Origin of the sequence: Evansella clarkii (genome assembly GCF_002019695.1) — a bacterium.
Lineage (GTDB): Bacteria > Bacillota > Bacilli > Bacillales > Salisediminibacteriaceae > Evansella > Evansella clarkii.
In genome coordinates this window covers 1507167-1522441 of record NZ_KV917376.1, presented here as the reverse complement: position 1 = coordinate 1522441, position 15275 = coordinate 1507167, and the positions used below count along the sequence as shown (strand labels likewise).

At 41.2% G+C, this 15275-nt stretch carries 12 protein-coding genes and 2 riboswitches; all 12 genes read right to left on the bottom strand.

Annotation, left to right across the window (positions count from 1 at the left end; all coding sequences use genetic code 11):
• Nucleotides 1–53: 53 nt before the first annotated feature.
• A complete protein-coding gene (locus BK582_RS07085; RefSeq protein ID WP_078593735.1) occupies nucleotides 54–2105 on the bottom strand; it encodes a putative bifunctional diguanylate cyclase/phosphodiesterase in 2052 nt (683 codons plus the stop codon).
• A gap of 9 nt (nucleotides 2106–2114) precedes the next feature.
• Nucleotides 2115–2744, bottom strand: coding sequence for a response regulator transcription factor (locus BK582_RS07080; RefSeq protein ID WP_078593733.1), 630 nt, complete (start codon nucleotides 2742–2744; stop codon nucleotides 2115–2117).
• Nucleotides 2745–2853: 109 nt separating this feature from the next.
• Nucleotides 2854–4551: a methyl-accepting chemotaxis protein gene (locus tag BK582_RS07075; protein ID WP_078597850.1), complete on the bottom strand. Its 1698-nt coding sequence runs from the start codon at nucleotides 4549–4551 to the stop codon at nucleotides 2854–2856.
• A gap of 201 nt (nucleotides 4552–4752) precedes the next feature.
• Nucleotides 4753–5109, bottom strand: a complete 357-nt coding sequence (locus tag BK582_RS07070) for a response regulator (protein ID WP_078593730.1) — start codon at nucleotides 5107–5109, stop codon at nucleotides 4753–4755.
• A gap of 19 nt (nucleotides 5110–5128) precedes the next feature.
• Nucleotides 5129–5596, bottom strand: a complete 468-nt coding sequence (locus BK582_RS07065) for a chemotaxis protein CheW (protein WP_078593728.1) — start codon at nucleotides 5594–5596, stop codon at nucleotides 5129–5131.
• A gap of 17 nt (nucleotides 5597–5613) precedes the next feature.
• Nucleotides 5614–7599: a chemotaxis protein CheA gene (locus BK582_RS07060; protein ID WP_078593726.1), complete on the bottom strand. Its 1986-nt coding sequence runs from the start codon at nucleotides 7597–7599 to the stop codon at nucleotides 5614–5616.
• Between the two features lie 20 nt (nucleotides 7600–7619).
• Nucleotides 7620–8081: a chemotaxis protein CheX gene (locus BK582_RS07055; protein WP_078593724.1), complete on the bottom strand. Its 462-nt coding sequence runs from the start codon at nucleotides 8079–8081 to the stop codon at nucleotides 7620–7622.
• 26 nt (nucleotides 8082–8107) lie between these two features.
• Nucleotides 8108–8911 (bottom strand): flagellar motor protein MotS, encoded by an 804-nt coding sequence (gene motS / locus BK582_RS07050; RefSeq protein ID WP_276328201.1) that lies wholly within the window; start codon nucleotides 8909–8911, stop codon nucleotides 8108–8110.
• A complete protein-coding gene (locus tag BK582_RS07045; RefSeq protein WP_078593722.1) occupies nucleotides 8901–9734 on the bottom strand; it encodes a MotA/TolQ/ExbB proton channel family protein in 834 nt (277 codons plus the stop codon). Before BK582_RS07045 ends, motS begins: the two co-directional genes overlap by 11 nt.
• A 187-nt stretch (nucleotides 9735–9921) precedes the next feature.
• A riboswitch (cyclic di-GMP riboswitch) is annotated at nucleotides 9922–10018 on the bottom strand.
• Nucleotides 10019–10518: 500 nt separating this feature from the next.
• Entirely contained in the window at nucleotides 10519–12219 is a 1701-nt protein-coding gene (locus BK582_RS07040) for a methyl-accepting chemotaxis protein (protein ID WP_078593720.1), read from the bottom strand.
• A gap of 451 nt (nucleotides 12220–12670) precedes the next feature.
• Nucleotides 12671–13354 carry a LuxR C-terminal-related transcriptional regulator gene (locus BK582_RS07035; RefSeq protein ID WP_078593718.1) on the bottom strand — a complete coding sequence of 228 codons (684 nt, stop codon included), beginning with the start codon at nucleotides 13352–13354 and terminating at the stop codon, nucleotides 12671–12673.
• A gap of 168 nt (nucleotides 13355–13522) precedes the next feature.
• Nucleotides 13523–13605: riboswitch (cyclic di-GMP riboswitch) on the bottom strand.
• Nucleotides 13606–14249: 644 nt separating this feature from the next.
• Nucleotides 14250–15272 (bottom strand): hypothetical protein, encoded by a 1023-nt coding sequence (locus BK582_RS07030; protein ID WP_078593716.1) that lies wholly within the window; start codon nucleotides 15270–15272, stop codon nucleotides 14250–14252.
• Nucleotides 15273–15275: the final 3 nt, after the last annotated feature.

Sequence of the window (15275 nt, the reverse complement as noted above, 5' to 3'; positions counted from 1 at the left end):
ACATCGAAGATGATTCGACATTTATTATTTCATACACCAGGCACCGCGGACCGCTAAGCTGTCTTTTGGTTCCGTACGTAATCCATAAATTGATCGTTCGTTAATGGCTGGCTGAAGAAAAAGCCTTGAACATTATGACAGTACTTTCCTTTCAGATATAATAATTGTTCCTTTGTTTCTATCCCTTCAGCGACCACTATCAAGTTCATTTTTTTCGCAATATCGAATACGGCGTTTAAAATCACATCGTCTATTTCTCTCTCAAGCAAATGCTGAACGATAGAACGGTCTACTTTAAGCGTGTCGACCGGGAGACGCTTTAACACATTTAAAGAAGAATAACCTGTTCCAAAATCATCGATAGCTATCCGCACACCGAGTCTCCGGAATCGTTTGAGGAGTTTCACAACCGTTCGTTTATTCTCCATTATGGTAGATTCGGTAATTTCTAATTCTAAGAGTTCCGGTTCAAATTCTGTTTCCTGTAAAATCGTCTTAACTCTTTCATACAATTTCTCATCAGTCAGCTGAACAGGCGACAAGTTCACAGAAACTTTTATCGGTTTCATCCCTCTTTGCTGCCATTCCTTCTGCTGACGGCAGGCATTGTATAAAACCCACTCTCCTATAACATGAATTAATCCCGTTTCTTCTGCAATTGGAATAAAAGCATTTGGGGAGATGAGGCCAAGCTGCGGATGCTCCCACCTGATTAACGCTTCCATGCCGGTTATATCCCCGTTCATTGTATCAACGATCGGCTGGTATTGAAGGAATAGTTCTTCCTGGGCTACCGCATTGTACAAATCCATTTCCAGCCTTAATTTGGACGCTACTTCCGTTTCCATGTCTTCTGTGTAAATGCGGAAGGTGTTCTTCCCTTGTTCCTTGGCCTTATACATAGCAATATCAGCTTGCTTAGTCAGAGTATTTACATCCTGTTCCCCGGAAAAAATGCTGACTCCTATACTTCCGGTAGAAATTAATATATTATCCCGGAAGTTATAAGGCTCACCTAATGCCGCTAAAATTCTTTTAGACTGCTCTGTGGCGTCCTCTAATCTTTGAATTGAAGGTAATAGAATGGTAAACTCGTCTCCACCTAACCTGAATAATATCCCTTCCCCTGAAAGACAATTGCTGAGACGTTCACTTGCCATTACCAGTATCGCATCACCAGCGTCGTGGCCAAACGTATCATTAATATATTTAAACCGGTCTAAGTCCAGGAACAGTAAAGCAAAATTCTCATTAGTTGATCTTTTCCTCTCTATTTCCTCCGCCAGTTTAATTTGAAAAGATTTGCGGTTGGGCAAGCTCGTTAAGTCATCATAATAAGCCAGTTTTTCCATACTTTGTTCATGGGCTTTACGATCTGTAATTTCAGTTGCTACGGTCAGGACTAGTTGTTCCCCTCCCTGATTAATCGGAACCTTTCCGATATGAAACCATCGTTTCTTTCCATTTTCGTCGATGAGGAAGTCCTCTATCTCGATCTCCTTCCTCAACGTTATAACCTCTTTATTAATTTCCCTGTATTTTTGAATATCGCTTATTGAAGGGTTGAATTCTTCTTCTGTTAAACCAATAATTTCTTCTGGTGTGGAATTATATAAATCAGCAAATGCTTTGTTGGCAACTCTGTATACTCCATCGTTATTGATGGCATAGATACCATTAGGGTTTTGATTAATCACACGCTCCAGAAACCTTTGTTGCTGCTGAAGTTCTAATGCTTTTTGATAACTCGCTTCTTTATATTCTCTTAATTCGCTCATCAGCGTGTTAAACTGTTCTACAACTGCCCCAATTTCTGACTGTGGATCGACTCCCTTTATCTCGCTGGGCGAATGACCTTTTCCAAGCTTATCGAATATTTCTGATATTCCAGACAGATAAGACCGCATTACCAGCATATTTATAATAATCAGCATTACCACTACTAAACTGAAAGCAGGAAGTAAAAACTGCCAGGACTCTCCCGGAGGGGGAAAAAATTGCTGGTAAACAAATATAAGAAGTAACCCCGCCCCTGCAACAGCTGCTAAATTAGTGCCCGCCTTGAGCCAAAAGGTGCTCGACCTCCCAAAAGAGAATTTTTTCATGAGATCCTCCTATTTGATAATAAACCATCGGTTACGTATAGCGGTTAATACTGCGTTTGTTCTGTCAGCAACCCCCAATTTTTTAAGTAAATTGCTGACATGATTCTTTACAGTACCGTCAGAAATAACCATCTGCTTTGAAATTTGCTCATTACTGTATCCTTGAGTAATCAGCTCCAGTATATCCCATTCTCTTTTGGTCAGTAGTTTATCAGGTCTGTTTCCAGCCTCATTTGTAAGAGCTAAATATTCCTCTAACAATACATTGGAGAGAGCAGGGTGAATATATTTTCCACCTTTGAGGATTATATTTAGTGCGCTTAAAACCTCTTCTTTAACCATTGTTCTATATAAATATCCCTCTAAATCTAATTTGAACAACTCTGTTAATTCATTCTTATTGAAAGGGTTTCCCCATATGATGACTTTTTTCTGCTGTTTTTTATAAAGACGAGCGGTCGGCAGAATCTCTCCTTCTGTTTCCACATCGATAATAACGATATCAACGGAATTGTGGTTTGATTGATTGATAAATTGACTGGTTCCATAAGTAAATGAATCATCAGGGAAATTATCGCTCAACAGACGGATCATCGCCTCCCGCATAAGAGAGGGTTCTTGAATGAGTATACAGTTCATAGTGCCTCCACTATTAGCTACAATGTTATTTCTTAATCTTGAAAAAGCAGTTATGGTTAATCACAACTGCTAATTCTCCTTGGTTTAATCGTTTTAATAAGTATTGAATTTAGAATTTAAACTTACGGACATGCCCATTTAATTCTTCTGCTAACCTTGCCAGATCCTCTGAGCTGTCGGAAATCTCTTCCATTGAGCTGCTTGTCTGCTGTGCAGAGGCAGAAGTTTGCTCCACGCCCGCGGCAGCCTGTTGGGAAACAGCAGCAATTTCTTCAATAAAAGTACTCATCTCGACACTGTCTGAAGACATAGAGGATATATTATCAGTAACGGCCTGAATGTTGTCCACCATTTCTTTTACAGATTCTTCTATTTTTGCAAATGTCTCACCAGTAGTCTTAATTTGGCTTGTTCCTTTTTCTACTTCAAGATAACCACCTTGCAAGGACTCTGCTACACCGGTGGACTCCGTCTGAATATCAGCTACAATCCCTGTAATATCCTTAACCGAATCCCCTACCTGTTCTGCCAGCTTTCGTACTTCATCTGCAACAACTGCAAACCCTTTACCATGTTCTCCCGCACGTGCTGCTTCGATGGCTGCGTTAAGTGCAAGAAGATTAGTCTGATCAGCAATGTCTTTAATGACTAATACCAATTTTGAAATTTCCTGTGACTGTGTATCTAAACCTTTAACTTTTTGTACTGCCTCCTGCACGATTTGGTCAATCATAGCCATCTGCTCTACAGATCGTTCCATTAATTGGCCGCCTTCAGTCGTCATACCCAAAACATTGTGGGAAGATTGGTACACGTCCTTCCCCTTTGTGGATGTTTCTTTCATTTTTCCTGAGAATGTTTCCATCATGGACGAAAGGTTTGTTGCATTAGTTGCTTGTGTCTCTGTACCTGAAGCCAGTTCCTGCATTGTGCCCGCCACCTGCTGTGATCCTGCCTTCACTTCACCGGCAGACTGTGTTAACTCTTCGCTTTGGCTGCTTACTGTTTCTGAAACGGTAGTAATCTGGCTCAGCAATGCACGCATATTCTCGTTCATTTCGTTTGCAGCATGCACAAGCTGGCCAATTTCATCCCTGGCTTTAGATCTCAGCGGTGCATGGTCTAAATCGCCATCTGCAATTGCTTTCATCCTTCCCATGACAGCATTAATAGGGCGGGAAATGATCCGGGAAGTAAATAACGCTGATCCAACCCCTAACAGAACTACAAGAACAGAAACGATGGTACCCATTATTAATAAGACTTGGCCATAAGAGACGACCGCTTCCCCTTCAGCTGCAATCTGGGACTCGCTCTGAGTAGAAAGAGCTCGTAAACCATCCATGATTTCTCTGCCCAGAGGTTGAGCTTCATCCCGAAGTGTATTCCTGGCTTTGGTTTTGAATCCCCGGTCATATTCCCCAAATACCTCACTTACAACTAGTTCGTTCCATGCTGCACTTCTTTCTGCCAGGTCGCGGAATTCTTCCGACCTGCCGCCGGCTAAAAGTTGTTCTTCTAATTCAGCACTTTCCTTGCTGTATACTTCAAATTGCTCTCTAAGCTCTTCGTCTTCATATAAAACGTAGCCTCTGGCTAACCCAATACGCTGAGATAAATTAAATGCGAGTGTCTGGTCTGCCACTAATACAGGAAGCTGATTTTCCACAATATCATTTGTGCTGTTAGTAATATTATTAATACTAATAAAATTGAAGATTCCTAAGCAAAGTACTAATAGAATAACTACGGAGAAACCGGACAAAATCTTCGCTCGGATACTCCTGAAATTAAATATATTTTTCATTTCCTTTGCACCTCTGTTCATGTTTTGCAGTTCTTCCAGCATTATAAAGTGAGCCTTCAATCAGTGGGGGTTTTGTTCATCCCCCACTGATTGTCAGCTGAACCAATCGGGATGTTAGCGTCCGTTATCTCCCACCTGAACATCACAGGTTCAACTCATGTTTTGAGTGGGGAGTTTTACGGACGATTTCATCGGGATAAATTAAAATAACTTGCCCACTGCTTCGGCTATTCTTTCCGGAGTGAAAGGCTTTACGATAAAATCCTTTGCACCTGACTGAATTGCTTCTACAACCATCCCTTGCTGGCCCATGGCTGAACACATAATGATCTTTGCTTTATCATCGATTTTTTTAATCTCTTTGACGGCTTCTACCCCGTTCATTTCCGGCATAGTAATATCCATTGTCACCAGGTCCGGTCTTAATTCCTCATACAATTCCACGGAAACCTTTCCGTTTTCTGCTTCTCCAACTACTTCATGTCCTAAACCTGTCAAAATATTCTTCAGCTGCATTCTCATAAATGCTGCATCATCGGTTACTAATACTCTTGCCATGGTAAGTTCCTCCTTTTGTTTACAGCTGCTTAGCCGCAGCCTTTTCTACTTCGTTCAGCTCCTGAAAATTTAAGATACGCTCTAAATCTAATAAAATCAGCAGACGGTCATCTATTTTTGCGACCCCGGATAAATATTCCTCAGTAACCCCTCCGATCACTTCCGGCGGAGCATCAATAATGGACTGTTCTATATCGAGCACATCTGTAGCATTATCCACAATTAACCCCATTTGTATAGACTCTATATTAATAATCAGTACACGAGTATGGTCGGTATATTCCGTTTTCCCAATTTGAAGCCGATCTTTTAAATCAATAATCGGGGTAATATCTCCCCGGAGGTTAATCACCCCTTTGATAAAATCAGCTGTACCTGGAACAGGTGTTACATTCAGCAGTTTTTCAATGGAACGAACCTGCTGGATATTCACTCCGTATTGTTCATTATGGAGTTGAAAAACAATTACTTTTATTGTATTTTCCACTGGAATTCCTCCTGTTTTTACTTAATTAGAGCATTTGGATCAATTATTAAAGATACTCCTCCATCGCCTAGAATGGTCGCACCAGAGATCGCGAAAATATCCTGTAAGTAGCTTCCCAATGATTTAAGAACCACTTCCTTTTGTCCAATAAAGGAATCGACAACCAACCCTGCCATCTTTTCTCCTTTTTTGACTACCACAACCGGTTTAACCGAAGAGTCAGCAGCTTCATTACCAGGAGTGTTCAGTATCTCTGCTAAGGAAACTACCGGAATGACCTTTCCTCTAAAATCCATAACAGGATTCTTTTGTATGTACTTAATGTGCTCCTTATTTAACAGGACAGTTTCTTCAATAGAAGAAAGCGGCACTCCGTAAATTTCGTCCGCAACTTTCACCAGAAGTACAGAAAGAATAGAAAGGGTTAAAGGGAGCTGAATGGAAAACTTACTTCCACGGCCAGGTTCTGATTCCACAGCGATTTGGCCTCCGAGCGATTCAATCTTACTTCTGACAACGTCAAGGCCGACCCCCCGCCCTGAAATATCAGAAACTGTTTCAGCTGTACTGAAGCCTGATGAAAAGATTAAATTCTCGATCTTATCCTTGGTCAGTTGTTCTGCCCTGTCTCTCGTAAGCAGCCCATTAGCTATTGCCTTGTCCATCACTTTCTCCCGGTTAATTCCAGCCCCATCATCCTCTATTTCAATAAATACACTATTTCCACTGTGGTAGGCCCTCAAAGTAAGCGTTCCAGCTTCAGTTTTTCCCTGTTCCTTCCGTTTCTCCGGCGTTTCAATACCATGATCAATAGAATTTCGAATAAGGTGGACTAAAGGATCTCCGATTTCATCTACTACAGTCCGGTCCAGTTCCGTTTCTGCTCCAATGATCTCCAGCTCAATCTCTTTGTTTAAATCCTTCGCCAGTCCCCTTACCATACGCGGAAAACGGTTAAATACCTGTTCAACGGGCACCATTCTCATCGTTAACATCATACCTTGCATATCCTGTGAAATACGGGCGAGATGTTCAACTGTTTCGCTGAGGTCTTTATTTCCAATCTTTTGAGAGAGGTCTTCCAGCCTTCCCCGGTCAATAACCATTTCCTCGAATAAATTCATCAAACCGTCTATTCTTTCGAGATTTACCCGAATCGTTTTTGAGGAACGCTGCTGTGATTGTTCAGCGCTCTCGTTTTCACTTTCAGACTCGTTAGATGTTTTTTCGCTGTTTTCACTTTCTTCCTTAGCTGGAGTGAAGGAAGCGGTTGTTACTTCTTCCACCTCTGAAACTTTTAAAATTTTCTCCAGCACTACCTCTTTTTTTTCCTCTGTCAATAAAATCACTGAAAAATTCCGGTCAAATTCTTCCTGTTCCAATTCTTCAACGGAAGGGACGGCCTTGATGACTTCGCCAGCTTCCTCCAGAACTTCAAACACCATAAACACCCTTGCTGCTTTCAGCACACAGTCTTCCTTGAGGCTGATGTTGAGCTGAATTGCCTGGTAACCCTGTTCCTTTGCTTGATTTACCACGGTGCCCTGATACTCATCTAATGAAATATCAAAAGATGCCGAAGAAGGCGGCTGCTTCTGTGCAGGATTATTCGTTTCTGGAGAACTCCCTTTTTCTATTTGTTCTAACCTCGAAACAAGGTGAGAAACATCTTTCTTCCCGGTGCCGTCCCGGCTGATGTCCTCCACCATTTTTTCTAATGATTCAACAGCTTCAAAAGTAATATCGATTACTTCGGTTGTTACACTTAATTTTTCATTTCGAATTAAGTCCAGCACATTTTCCATTTGATGGGTTAAAGAGGCAATATCCTCAAATTGCATTGTGGCCGCCATACCTTTTAAGGTGTGAGCTGACCGGAAAATTTCATTTACAAGACTTACTTCTGAAGGATTCTTTTCGAGAACCAGCAGGTGATCGTTTACGGCCTGCAGGTGTTCCCGGCTTTCATCCAGAAACATATCTATGTACTCCATTGTATCCATGTGTGAGGCCTCCTTTGGGTCTATGCGTCTTGCAGTAAATAAACCTTTATTTCTCCGGTGTTTTCTAAACGGACCGGTACTTGTAAAGCATTTTCATAGCCCGTAAGAGTTGTTTGCCCTTCTAACAGGGTTGGAGATGTAATGTCTATAACAATTCCTTGTTCACTAAGGTGAGTAGCCATCCCGCCGGCAATCATGTTTCCTAATTCTCCACAAAAGGAAGACAGCATCTCCCCTTCCAGCGGCATTCCAAACATTTTTGCTCCTATGGCTCCAAACACCTTTGATTCTCCTGTTAACAGCATCTTGCCTTTCATTCCTCCAGTAATGCCAATCAGCACCCCAAATTCAAATATAACTTTACTGCCGTGGGGGTGTGATTCCTGGAGTTCGATAGGTATAGGTATAATAGAAGCCATAGATGAAATTGTGCCATTCAGTAAGTGAGTGTTCGAACTGCTTTTTTCTGTTGTTTTAATCATTTTTTTCCCCTCTCATTAAGCCTGTTTTATTGGTCTTCACTTTCGTTTTCAGCACTGGTATCAATAATTACTATAGTTACCCTGCGGTTTTTCTGTCTGCCTTCTTTTGTGGCATTAGAAGCTATCGGTTCCTTCTCCCCGTATCCAACGGACAGAAGTCTTGAAGAATCTACAGACTCCTCTATCAGCTCTCTCACTATCCGGCTGGCTCTGGCACCGGAAAGCTCCCAGTTGGAAGGAAAACGGTAAGTATTAATCGGCCGGTCATCAGTATGCCCCTGTACTTCAACCGGATTGGAAACTTCATTTAATAACGAGGCAACTTCTTCAAGGACAGGGAAAGCTTCGTCAATAATTTCAGCACTTGCTGTATCGAACAGAATATTACCTTGTAAGATAACCAGCACCCCTCTTTTATCCCTGGCAGCCGATATTACTTCTTCCAGCCCATTCTCCTCTATGTACTTGTTTATTTTCTTCAGTAATTCATCCAGGCTTGGCTCTTCTTCACTATTATCTTCATTGCTTTCTTCATACTCTTCTTCGTTTTTTTCTTCACTATCTTCTTCACCATCTGCAGCCTCTGCGATCTCCGGGTTTGATGCTGGTTGATACTGGTTCTCTATAATAGATTCATACCCTTCATGAATGTTGTCGCCCCGCATTGATTCTGCCAGGGAACGAAATTTTTGAGCATCAACAGAAGATATAGAGAATAGAAGTACAAAAAATACAAGCAGCAGCGTTACCATATCCGAGTATGTGACCATCCACTTAGGAGCACCTTTTTCCTGTTCCTCGTCATCGTAGTTAAAATTATTATCCGGCACCCAGATCACCCTCTAATGTTTGTTCCTTCCCTTTACTTTCTTCATTGTCTGCTTCACTGATGGCCTTAGGGAGGAAAGCATACAGCTTATCCCGCAGCTTCTTAGGGCTCTGCCCGGATTGAACACCGATGAGGCCTTCTACAGTGATTTGCTTAAAATAAACTTCCTTTTTAGTGTTAGATTTTAATTTATTTGCCATTGGAAGGAATATTAAGTTTGCTAATAAGGAACCATACAGTGTCGTTAATAATGCTATTGCCATACTAGGGCCAAGAGAGGATGGATCATCTAAATTCTGAAGCATTAACACTAATCCCACTAATGTACCAATCATCCCCCAGGCTGGTGCATACTCTCCCGCTTTTTCTAAAATCTCCCTGCTTTCCGTGTGCCTGCTTTTCATTGCAGCAATATCGGCTGTTAATATATCTTTAATGATTTCCGGATCTTCCCCATCAATAGCTAATCTCATCCCTTTTTGAAGGAAGGGATCTCTCATTTCATCAACTTCAGACTCGATTGACAGTAAACCTTCTCTTCTGGCTAACTCGGCCATTTCCAAAAAAGAATCGATAGTTTCTTTCGTATCCTGCTGGTTGTTCTGAAAAGCTTCCTTAACTGTTTTCGGAACAGAGCGTAAGTCTTCCATTGAAAAGTTAATTAATATAGCTGAAACGAGACCTCCTGTAACAATAAGTACAGGCGCCATTTTTATAAAGTCGTCTAAACGGCCGGTTCCTGCATCATTAAAATAAACTGCTGCTAACATCATTATGATTCCTACAATAATTCCTACGGGTGTAAGAACGTCTAATTTCTTCATCTTCATACTCCTGTTCTGTACATAACTATGTCTAATTGCTAACAAGTAAATTTCATATATTGGGAGATTTGTCTGGTCTCCCTGCTAACCTGAAAAACTTTTAAATTAAAACTAATAACTCGAACAAAAGGCCATTCCTTAACCTTAAGAATGACCAGACAAGTTTTATTGATAACAATAAATCAAGTATGGCAACCAGGCGGTCATAGTAGTCAAATACAAAAGACCACCTTAGATCCTAGGCTTTGCGTCCTACTTTTTCAAGCAGTTTGCCTTTATCAACTAAATTCAATCCATTTATTTGTAATTAAACATGACTTTAGTAACTCTTTACCTAATATATAGTATTATTTTCCATAATACAATAGTCATATAAATATTCCATTTATTCTGTTAATTCCAATTACTATATCGCCCGTAACTACTTGGCCAGACTTCTTAGATGGTCGTGAAAGCCGCACGGAATAAGAATATTCTGCAGATCAAACAAAGAAATCTCTTACTTATGTAATAGGTTTAATAAGGCATAACTAACATGAAATGCTCCCCTTAATTAAGGCAGACAGATTTCCAGAAAGATCTGTTTCCCTGCTAAGGGAAGCTTGTTTGCCCAAAAAACTTTACTCTTCCTCTAGTTATTTAGTCCTATTAATTGTTCCACCAGGGGATCATCGCCAGGTGCCATAATATAAACACCGAATCACCCGAAAGTACCGTGAAACAATTTCTGTGAAACAAGATTTTTCGGGTGGTGACAGGCACCACCCGAAGCCGCCCGAACTTCCTAAAACTTAAACTGCCTGACTTGATTATTTAACTCCTCTGCCAGCTCCGCCAGCTGCTCCGAGCTGTTAGAGATTTCTTCCATGGAACTGCTTGTTTGCTGGGCCGAAGCAGACGTTTGTTCAACTCCTGCCGCCGCCTCCTCAGCTACCGCGGCGATTTCCTCAATAGCGGAGCCCATTTTATTTGTACTGGAGGTCATGGCCGACAAGGTGTCCGTGACCGACTGAATACTGCTTACCATCTCCTTGACAGCATTCTCGATCCCGCTAAAAGTTTCACCGGTAACCTGAATTTGATTAGTCCCTTTCTCCACCTCTTCATATCCAACTTGGAGGGAATCAGCCACAGCTGTTGATTCCAGCTGGATGTTCCGGACAATTCCCGTTATATCTGTAACAGAACCACCGACCTGCTCCGCAAGCTTTCTTACTTCATCAGCGACAACGGCAAAGCCTTTGCCATGCTCTCCGGCGCGAGCTGCCTCTATCGCCGCATTTAAAGCAAGTAAGTTTGTCTGATCCGCTATATCTTTAATGACAGATACTAACTTAGTTATTTCCTGTGACTGGGCATCTAAGCCTCTCACCTTCCCGACCGCCCCCTGGACGATGCGGTCGATCTTTTCCATCTGCTCAACAGACGCTTCCATAAGCTGTCCGCCATCATTAGTCATCTTCAAAACATTATTCGACAGAGCATATATCTCATCACCGTTTTCATTGGCCGCTTGCATCTGGCCGGCAAAGACATCCATTTCTTCCGAGATGTTTGTTGCATAGCTGGCTTGCGATTCAGAACCGGAAGCTAATTCCTGCATCGTACCCGCTATCTGCTGGGATCCCGCTTTTACCTCGTTTGATGATTGCGTTAACTCTTCACTTTGGCTGGTAACCGTTTCCGTCGCCTCAAAAACTTGGCCAATAAGCTCTTTTAAGTTATCTTTCATTTGATTGTAGTTAGAGGACAACTGTCCAAATTCATCTTTGGAACCAGCTTTTAACACATATGTAAAATCCCCTTGTCCAGCTTTTTGCAATGCCAATCCCACATTATCCAGCTGCTTTTTTATTCCTTTGGAAAATAAATAAACAATGACCGCCGCTATAACTGCTCCCACAGCAAGTACAATAACTAAACTGGTAATGATAGAAGCTATTGTTTCGTCAATAAAAGCAGTTGACTCTCCAACATACCAAATTCCTATTGGATTTCCGCTCTCATCCAGAATCGGCTGATAAGCAGTCTGAGTCAATGTGCCTAATACATCCGCCTCGCCATAGTAGCTGTTCCCCTCGTTTAAAACGGTTTGAATAACCTCATCTGATGGCTGTGTATTGATTGCCCGCTCACCGTCTTCCAGAATTACGTTTGTGGAAACACGGGTATCTCCCTGAAAAATTGTTACCGTGCCGCCGGTTACCTCAGCAATTAAATCTACCATCTCATAATTTTCATTGACTAAAGTATCTCCTTTGTATAATTGCCCATCCCTTATTTCCCAGGCGCCGGGATACTCTTGATCAATTGCCGCGTACGAAAGATACAAATCTGATTGCGCTTTCTTCACCGCTATATCTTTTACTGATTCAGCAACACTATTTTGAATTACAACACCAATTCCCAGCGAAAAAAGCAGTAAAATTCCAATAACAAGCAGGTTGATCTTTGTCGCTATCTTTAAATTTTTTATAAACTTCACGTTAACTAACTCCCCTTCAGTAGATCATAATTTATGTTTTCTTAAGCTCTGTAAAACTTTAATGTTGATTTTCACTACAGGATACTCGCTTGCCTCGGGCATTGCTTCAGCTACCTCGGAAGCCAAAGTGGCTTCCGAGGGGATCTTCAGCTAATGCTATTCCCGACCGGCAAGAGCATCGCTCCTTCGCAAATGCGTCGATTTGTCTCGACGTATATTCTACGGATCTAGTCAGGAAGAGGAAGAGACACTCTCGCCTCCTTTCGCTACAATCAACACAAGCGAAAAAATCAACATCAGCCTTTACCAAAGACTTTTATAAAAACTGATACTAAATCTATGTACTGGTTGAATACAACTGCATATGCCTAAGAATGGCGTCGTCTGTTACCAGGCTCTGCCTCAGCAATACTGCCGCCTCCCTTCTCGTGCAGCCTTTCGAAAATAACAACTAACGCTCCGCAACTACCCACCCATTCCTTATTGCTTTATTTACAGCAGCTGTCCGGTCATTGACTCCCAGCTTTCTGATAATCTTACTGACAACCATATTGATAGTAGAATTTGCGAAATAAAGTTTTTTTCCTATCTCCTGGTTACTGCAGCCATGAAGAATTAACTGGAAGACTTCTGCTTCCTTGTCATTAAAAATACCAATTACTTTTTTACGATTAAGAACCAGCTCCTTAATTGGTTCCTTCTGTTCTCTTTTTTCATCAATTTTTAGAGCTACCTGGACAAGTAAACCAGGTTCCAGCACTGTTCCTGTTTCAGCGAGCGCCCTCAGAAGAGTTCCTAACTGTTTTTCTAAAAAGGAGAGCGATACAATGCCGCAAACAGGATATCTCAGAAATGAAATTAAATCTGTATTTCCAGCATCTTCACTTACTAACAGATAGCTTGATTCATTAATATCGCTGTCAAAAAAATGTTTCAGCTTCCTTCTCCCCAACCCGTCAATCATCACAATAGTGAGATTACTCAGCGGACTATTAACAGAGCCGCTGCTTTTAGAGCTTTCAGAAAAACTTTGTGACTCATTTAAAATATGTTGTTTTAAAGAATCAGACAGCTGATTTAACGGATCAATATAATTTACTTTTACTAACGATTCTTTAACTGTCCCAATGTACACTATACATTCCACCTCTATATATAATTTTTCTTATAAGATTAGTTGGTTTTAAAACAAGTTTATTATAGGGAAATTAATAGGGAAAGTGATCTCGGAATATACCAAACTACTATAAAAATACAGAAAACACCCTGGAATACTGCCGCAGGATGTTTGGTATCTTCCTGAAACGGTAACTGGCTGGCTTAGCACATACCTTAGCCCCTGTAGCTTTGCGTCACTACGTTTCCGCAGCTTTGCCTTTTTCTTTTTCTGGATATATAAATTAACTAGTTAAATAATACCAGTACTTTTATTTATAAAGCAATCCTTTTTTTTAAAAATTAGCATAAAAATCCAATAAATTGTGCATTTTTGACATATTTTGAGGGACAAAGGGACAGATTAACTATCCCAAACGTAACAAGTACAGGGTGTAATTAGTAATGCGGTGTGAAAAAAGTCCTATATAACCCTGGCACAGATCAAAAAGGATCTATATATATTTACAAGTTACTGTTATCCTGGTCCGTAAAAACAATTTTCACTACTTCATAACAGCAAAGTCAAAACTCTTTAAAGTGATTGATAGCCCTTTAGATACACCTCATCAAGCAGCACTCGCCTAAAGTATCCCCCTTCCGATTTTACAAATTCTTCTTTTTATACAGTACTTTCAGACATGGACAAAAAGGTATAACCGACCCAGTTACTTTTTCTCTTATTAATCAATTAATAGAACAATAAACAATTTTATGACAAAAACACCTAGAACGAATTTGTTCGAGGTGTTTTTGTCATAAAATAAGTTATTTATCTGCCTGTATTATTATGCTTGCTGCACTATATATATTCTCAGAAGGCTCATCCTAATACCTTGATAATCACCCGGACGCTGTACCTGTTCTTCTGTCCTCTAACCTTTTTTAGATTTTAGTTTTCGAAGTGTCCCATGATAGTTTTCAAAGGCTTTTTCTGGGCGATCACTGGCTAAAAAGGACATATGGCCGCAGCTGTTGAACCCCCACGTGTAAAAGTGGCGAATCCCCTTTTCCCATCCGACACGCACAGCAGTTTCTACCTGATGCTCCTTCCCTTCTTCAATTCGGAAATTTTGAATATATAATTGTACTTTCAGGTTATTGGCTTCTGCGATCCGAATAGCTTGTTCCACATAAAAGGATATGAACTTTTCCACCTCATAGTTTGCTCCGACCCAATATGGATCAGTAGCAAAGACATCTACTCCTTCGAGGCATGCCGCTTCTTCCCACTCGGAAGGCACTTCGAATTTACGGCGGTTTGGGAAAAAGCAGATGATGTTTGTAAAGTCTTTTCCTTTTGCATAGTCCGTCATTTCCTTTAAAAAGTCTATCATACTATCCTTACGGAACTCTTCCACATCGGTGCTCCACTCTCCCGGCATCTGCCTGCCACTTTTCTCCTCAAAAATGCCCTGGCACGTTTTACAACGGCAGGTCCATTCATCATCTTTAATAGAATACCAGCCACCGTTCCCAGCCCAGTGGGGTTCATCCCATAAAATGGCGTCTGCCCCCATTTTTTTCACCGCATCTACCCAATCCTTCATGAACTTGCGGAATTCGGGATGATTGAAACATGCCTGTGGGAGCTGCTTTCCATGCTGTGTCACCTGGCACGCTTCCGGGTGCAGAATATGAAATTCGGAAAATGCTTCTCCTCCGAAGACAAGACCGATGGACCAGGGGCTTACCGTTACTGTAAATCCTTCCTTCTTTGACGCTTCAATGATCTCCTTCATTGTTCCCCGGTAAAACTTCAGATCGTTTTCTGATACAGTATGCAATATATCCGTATAGCCTTCCTTCTTAAGAGTTTCCAAATCCTTTTTCACATGCTGCACCATTCGGTTCCCAAAGTAACTTGTGCCCATCGTGAATGGTCTCATCAAATCCATAAT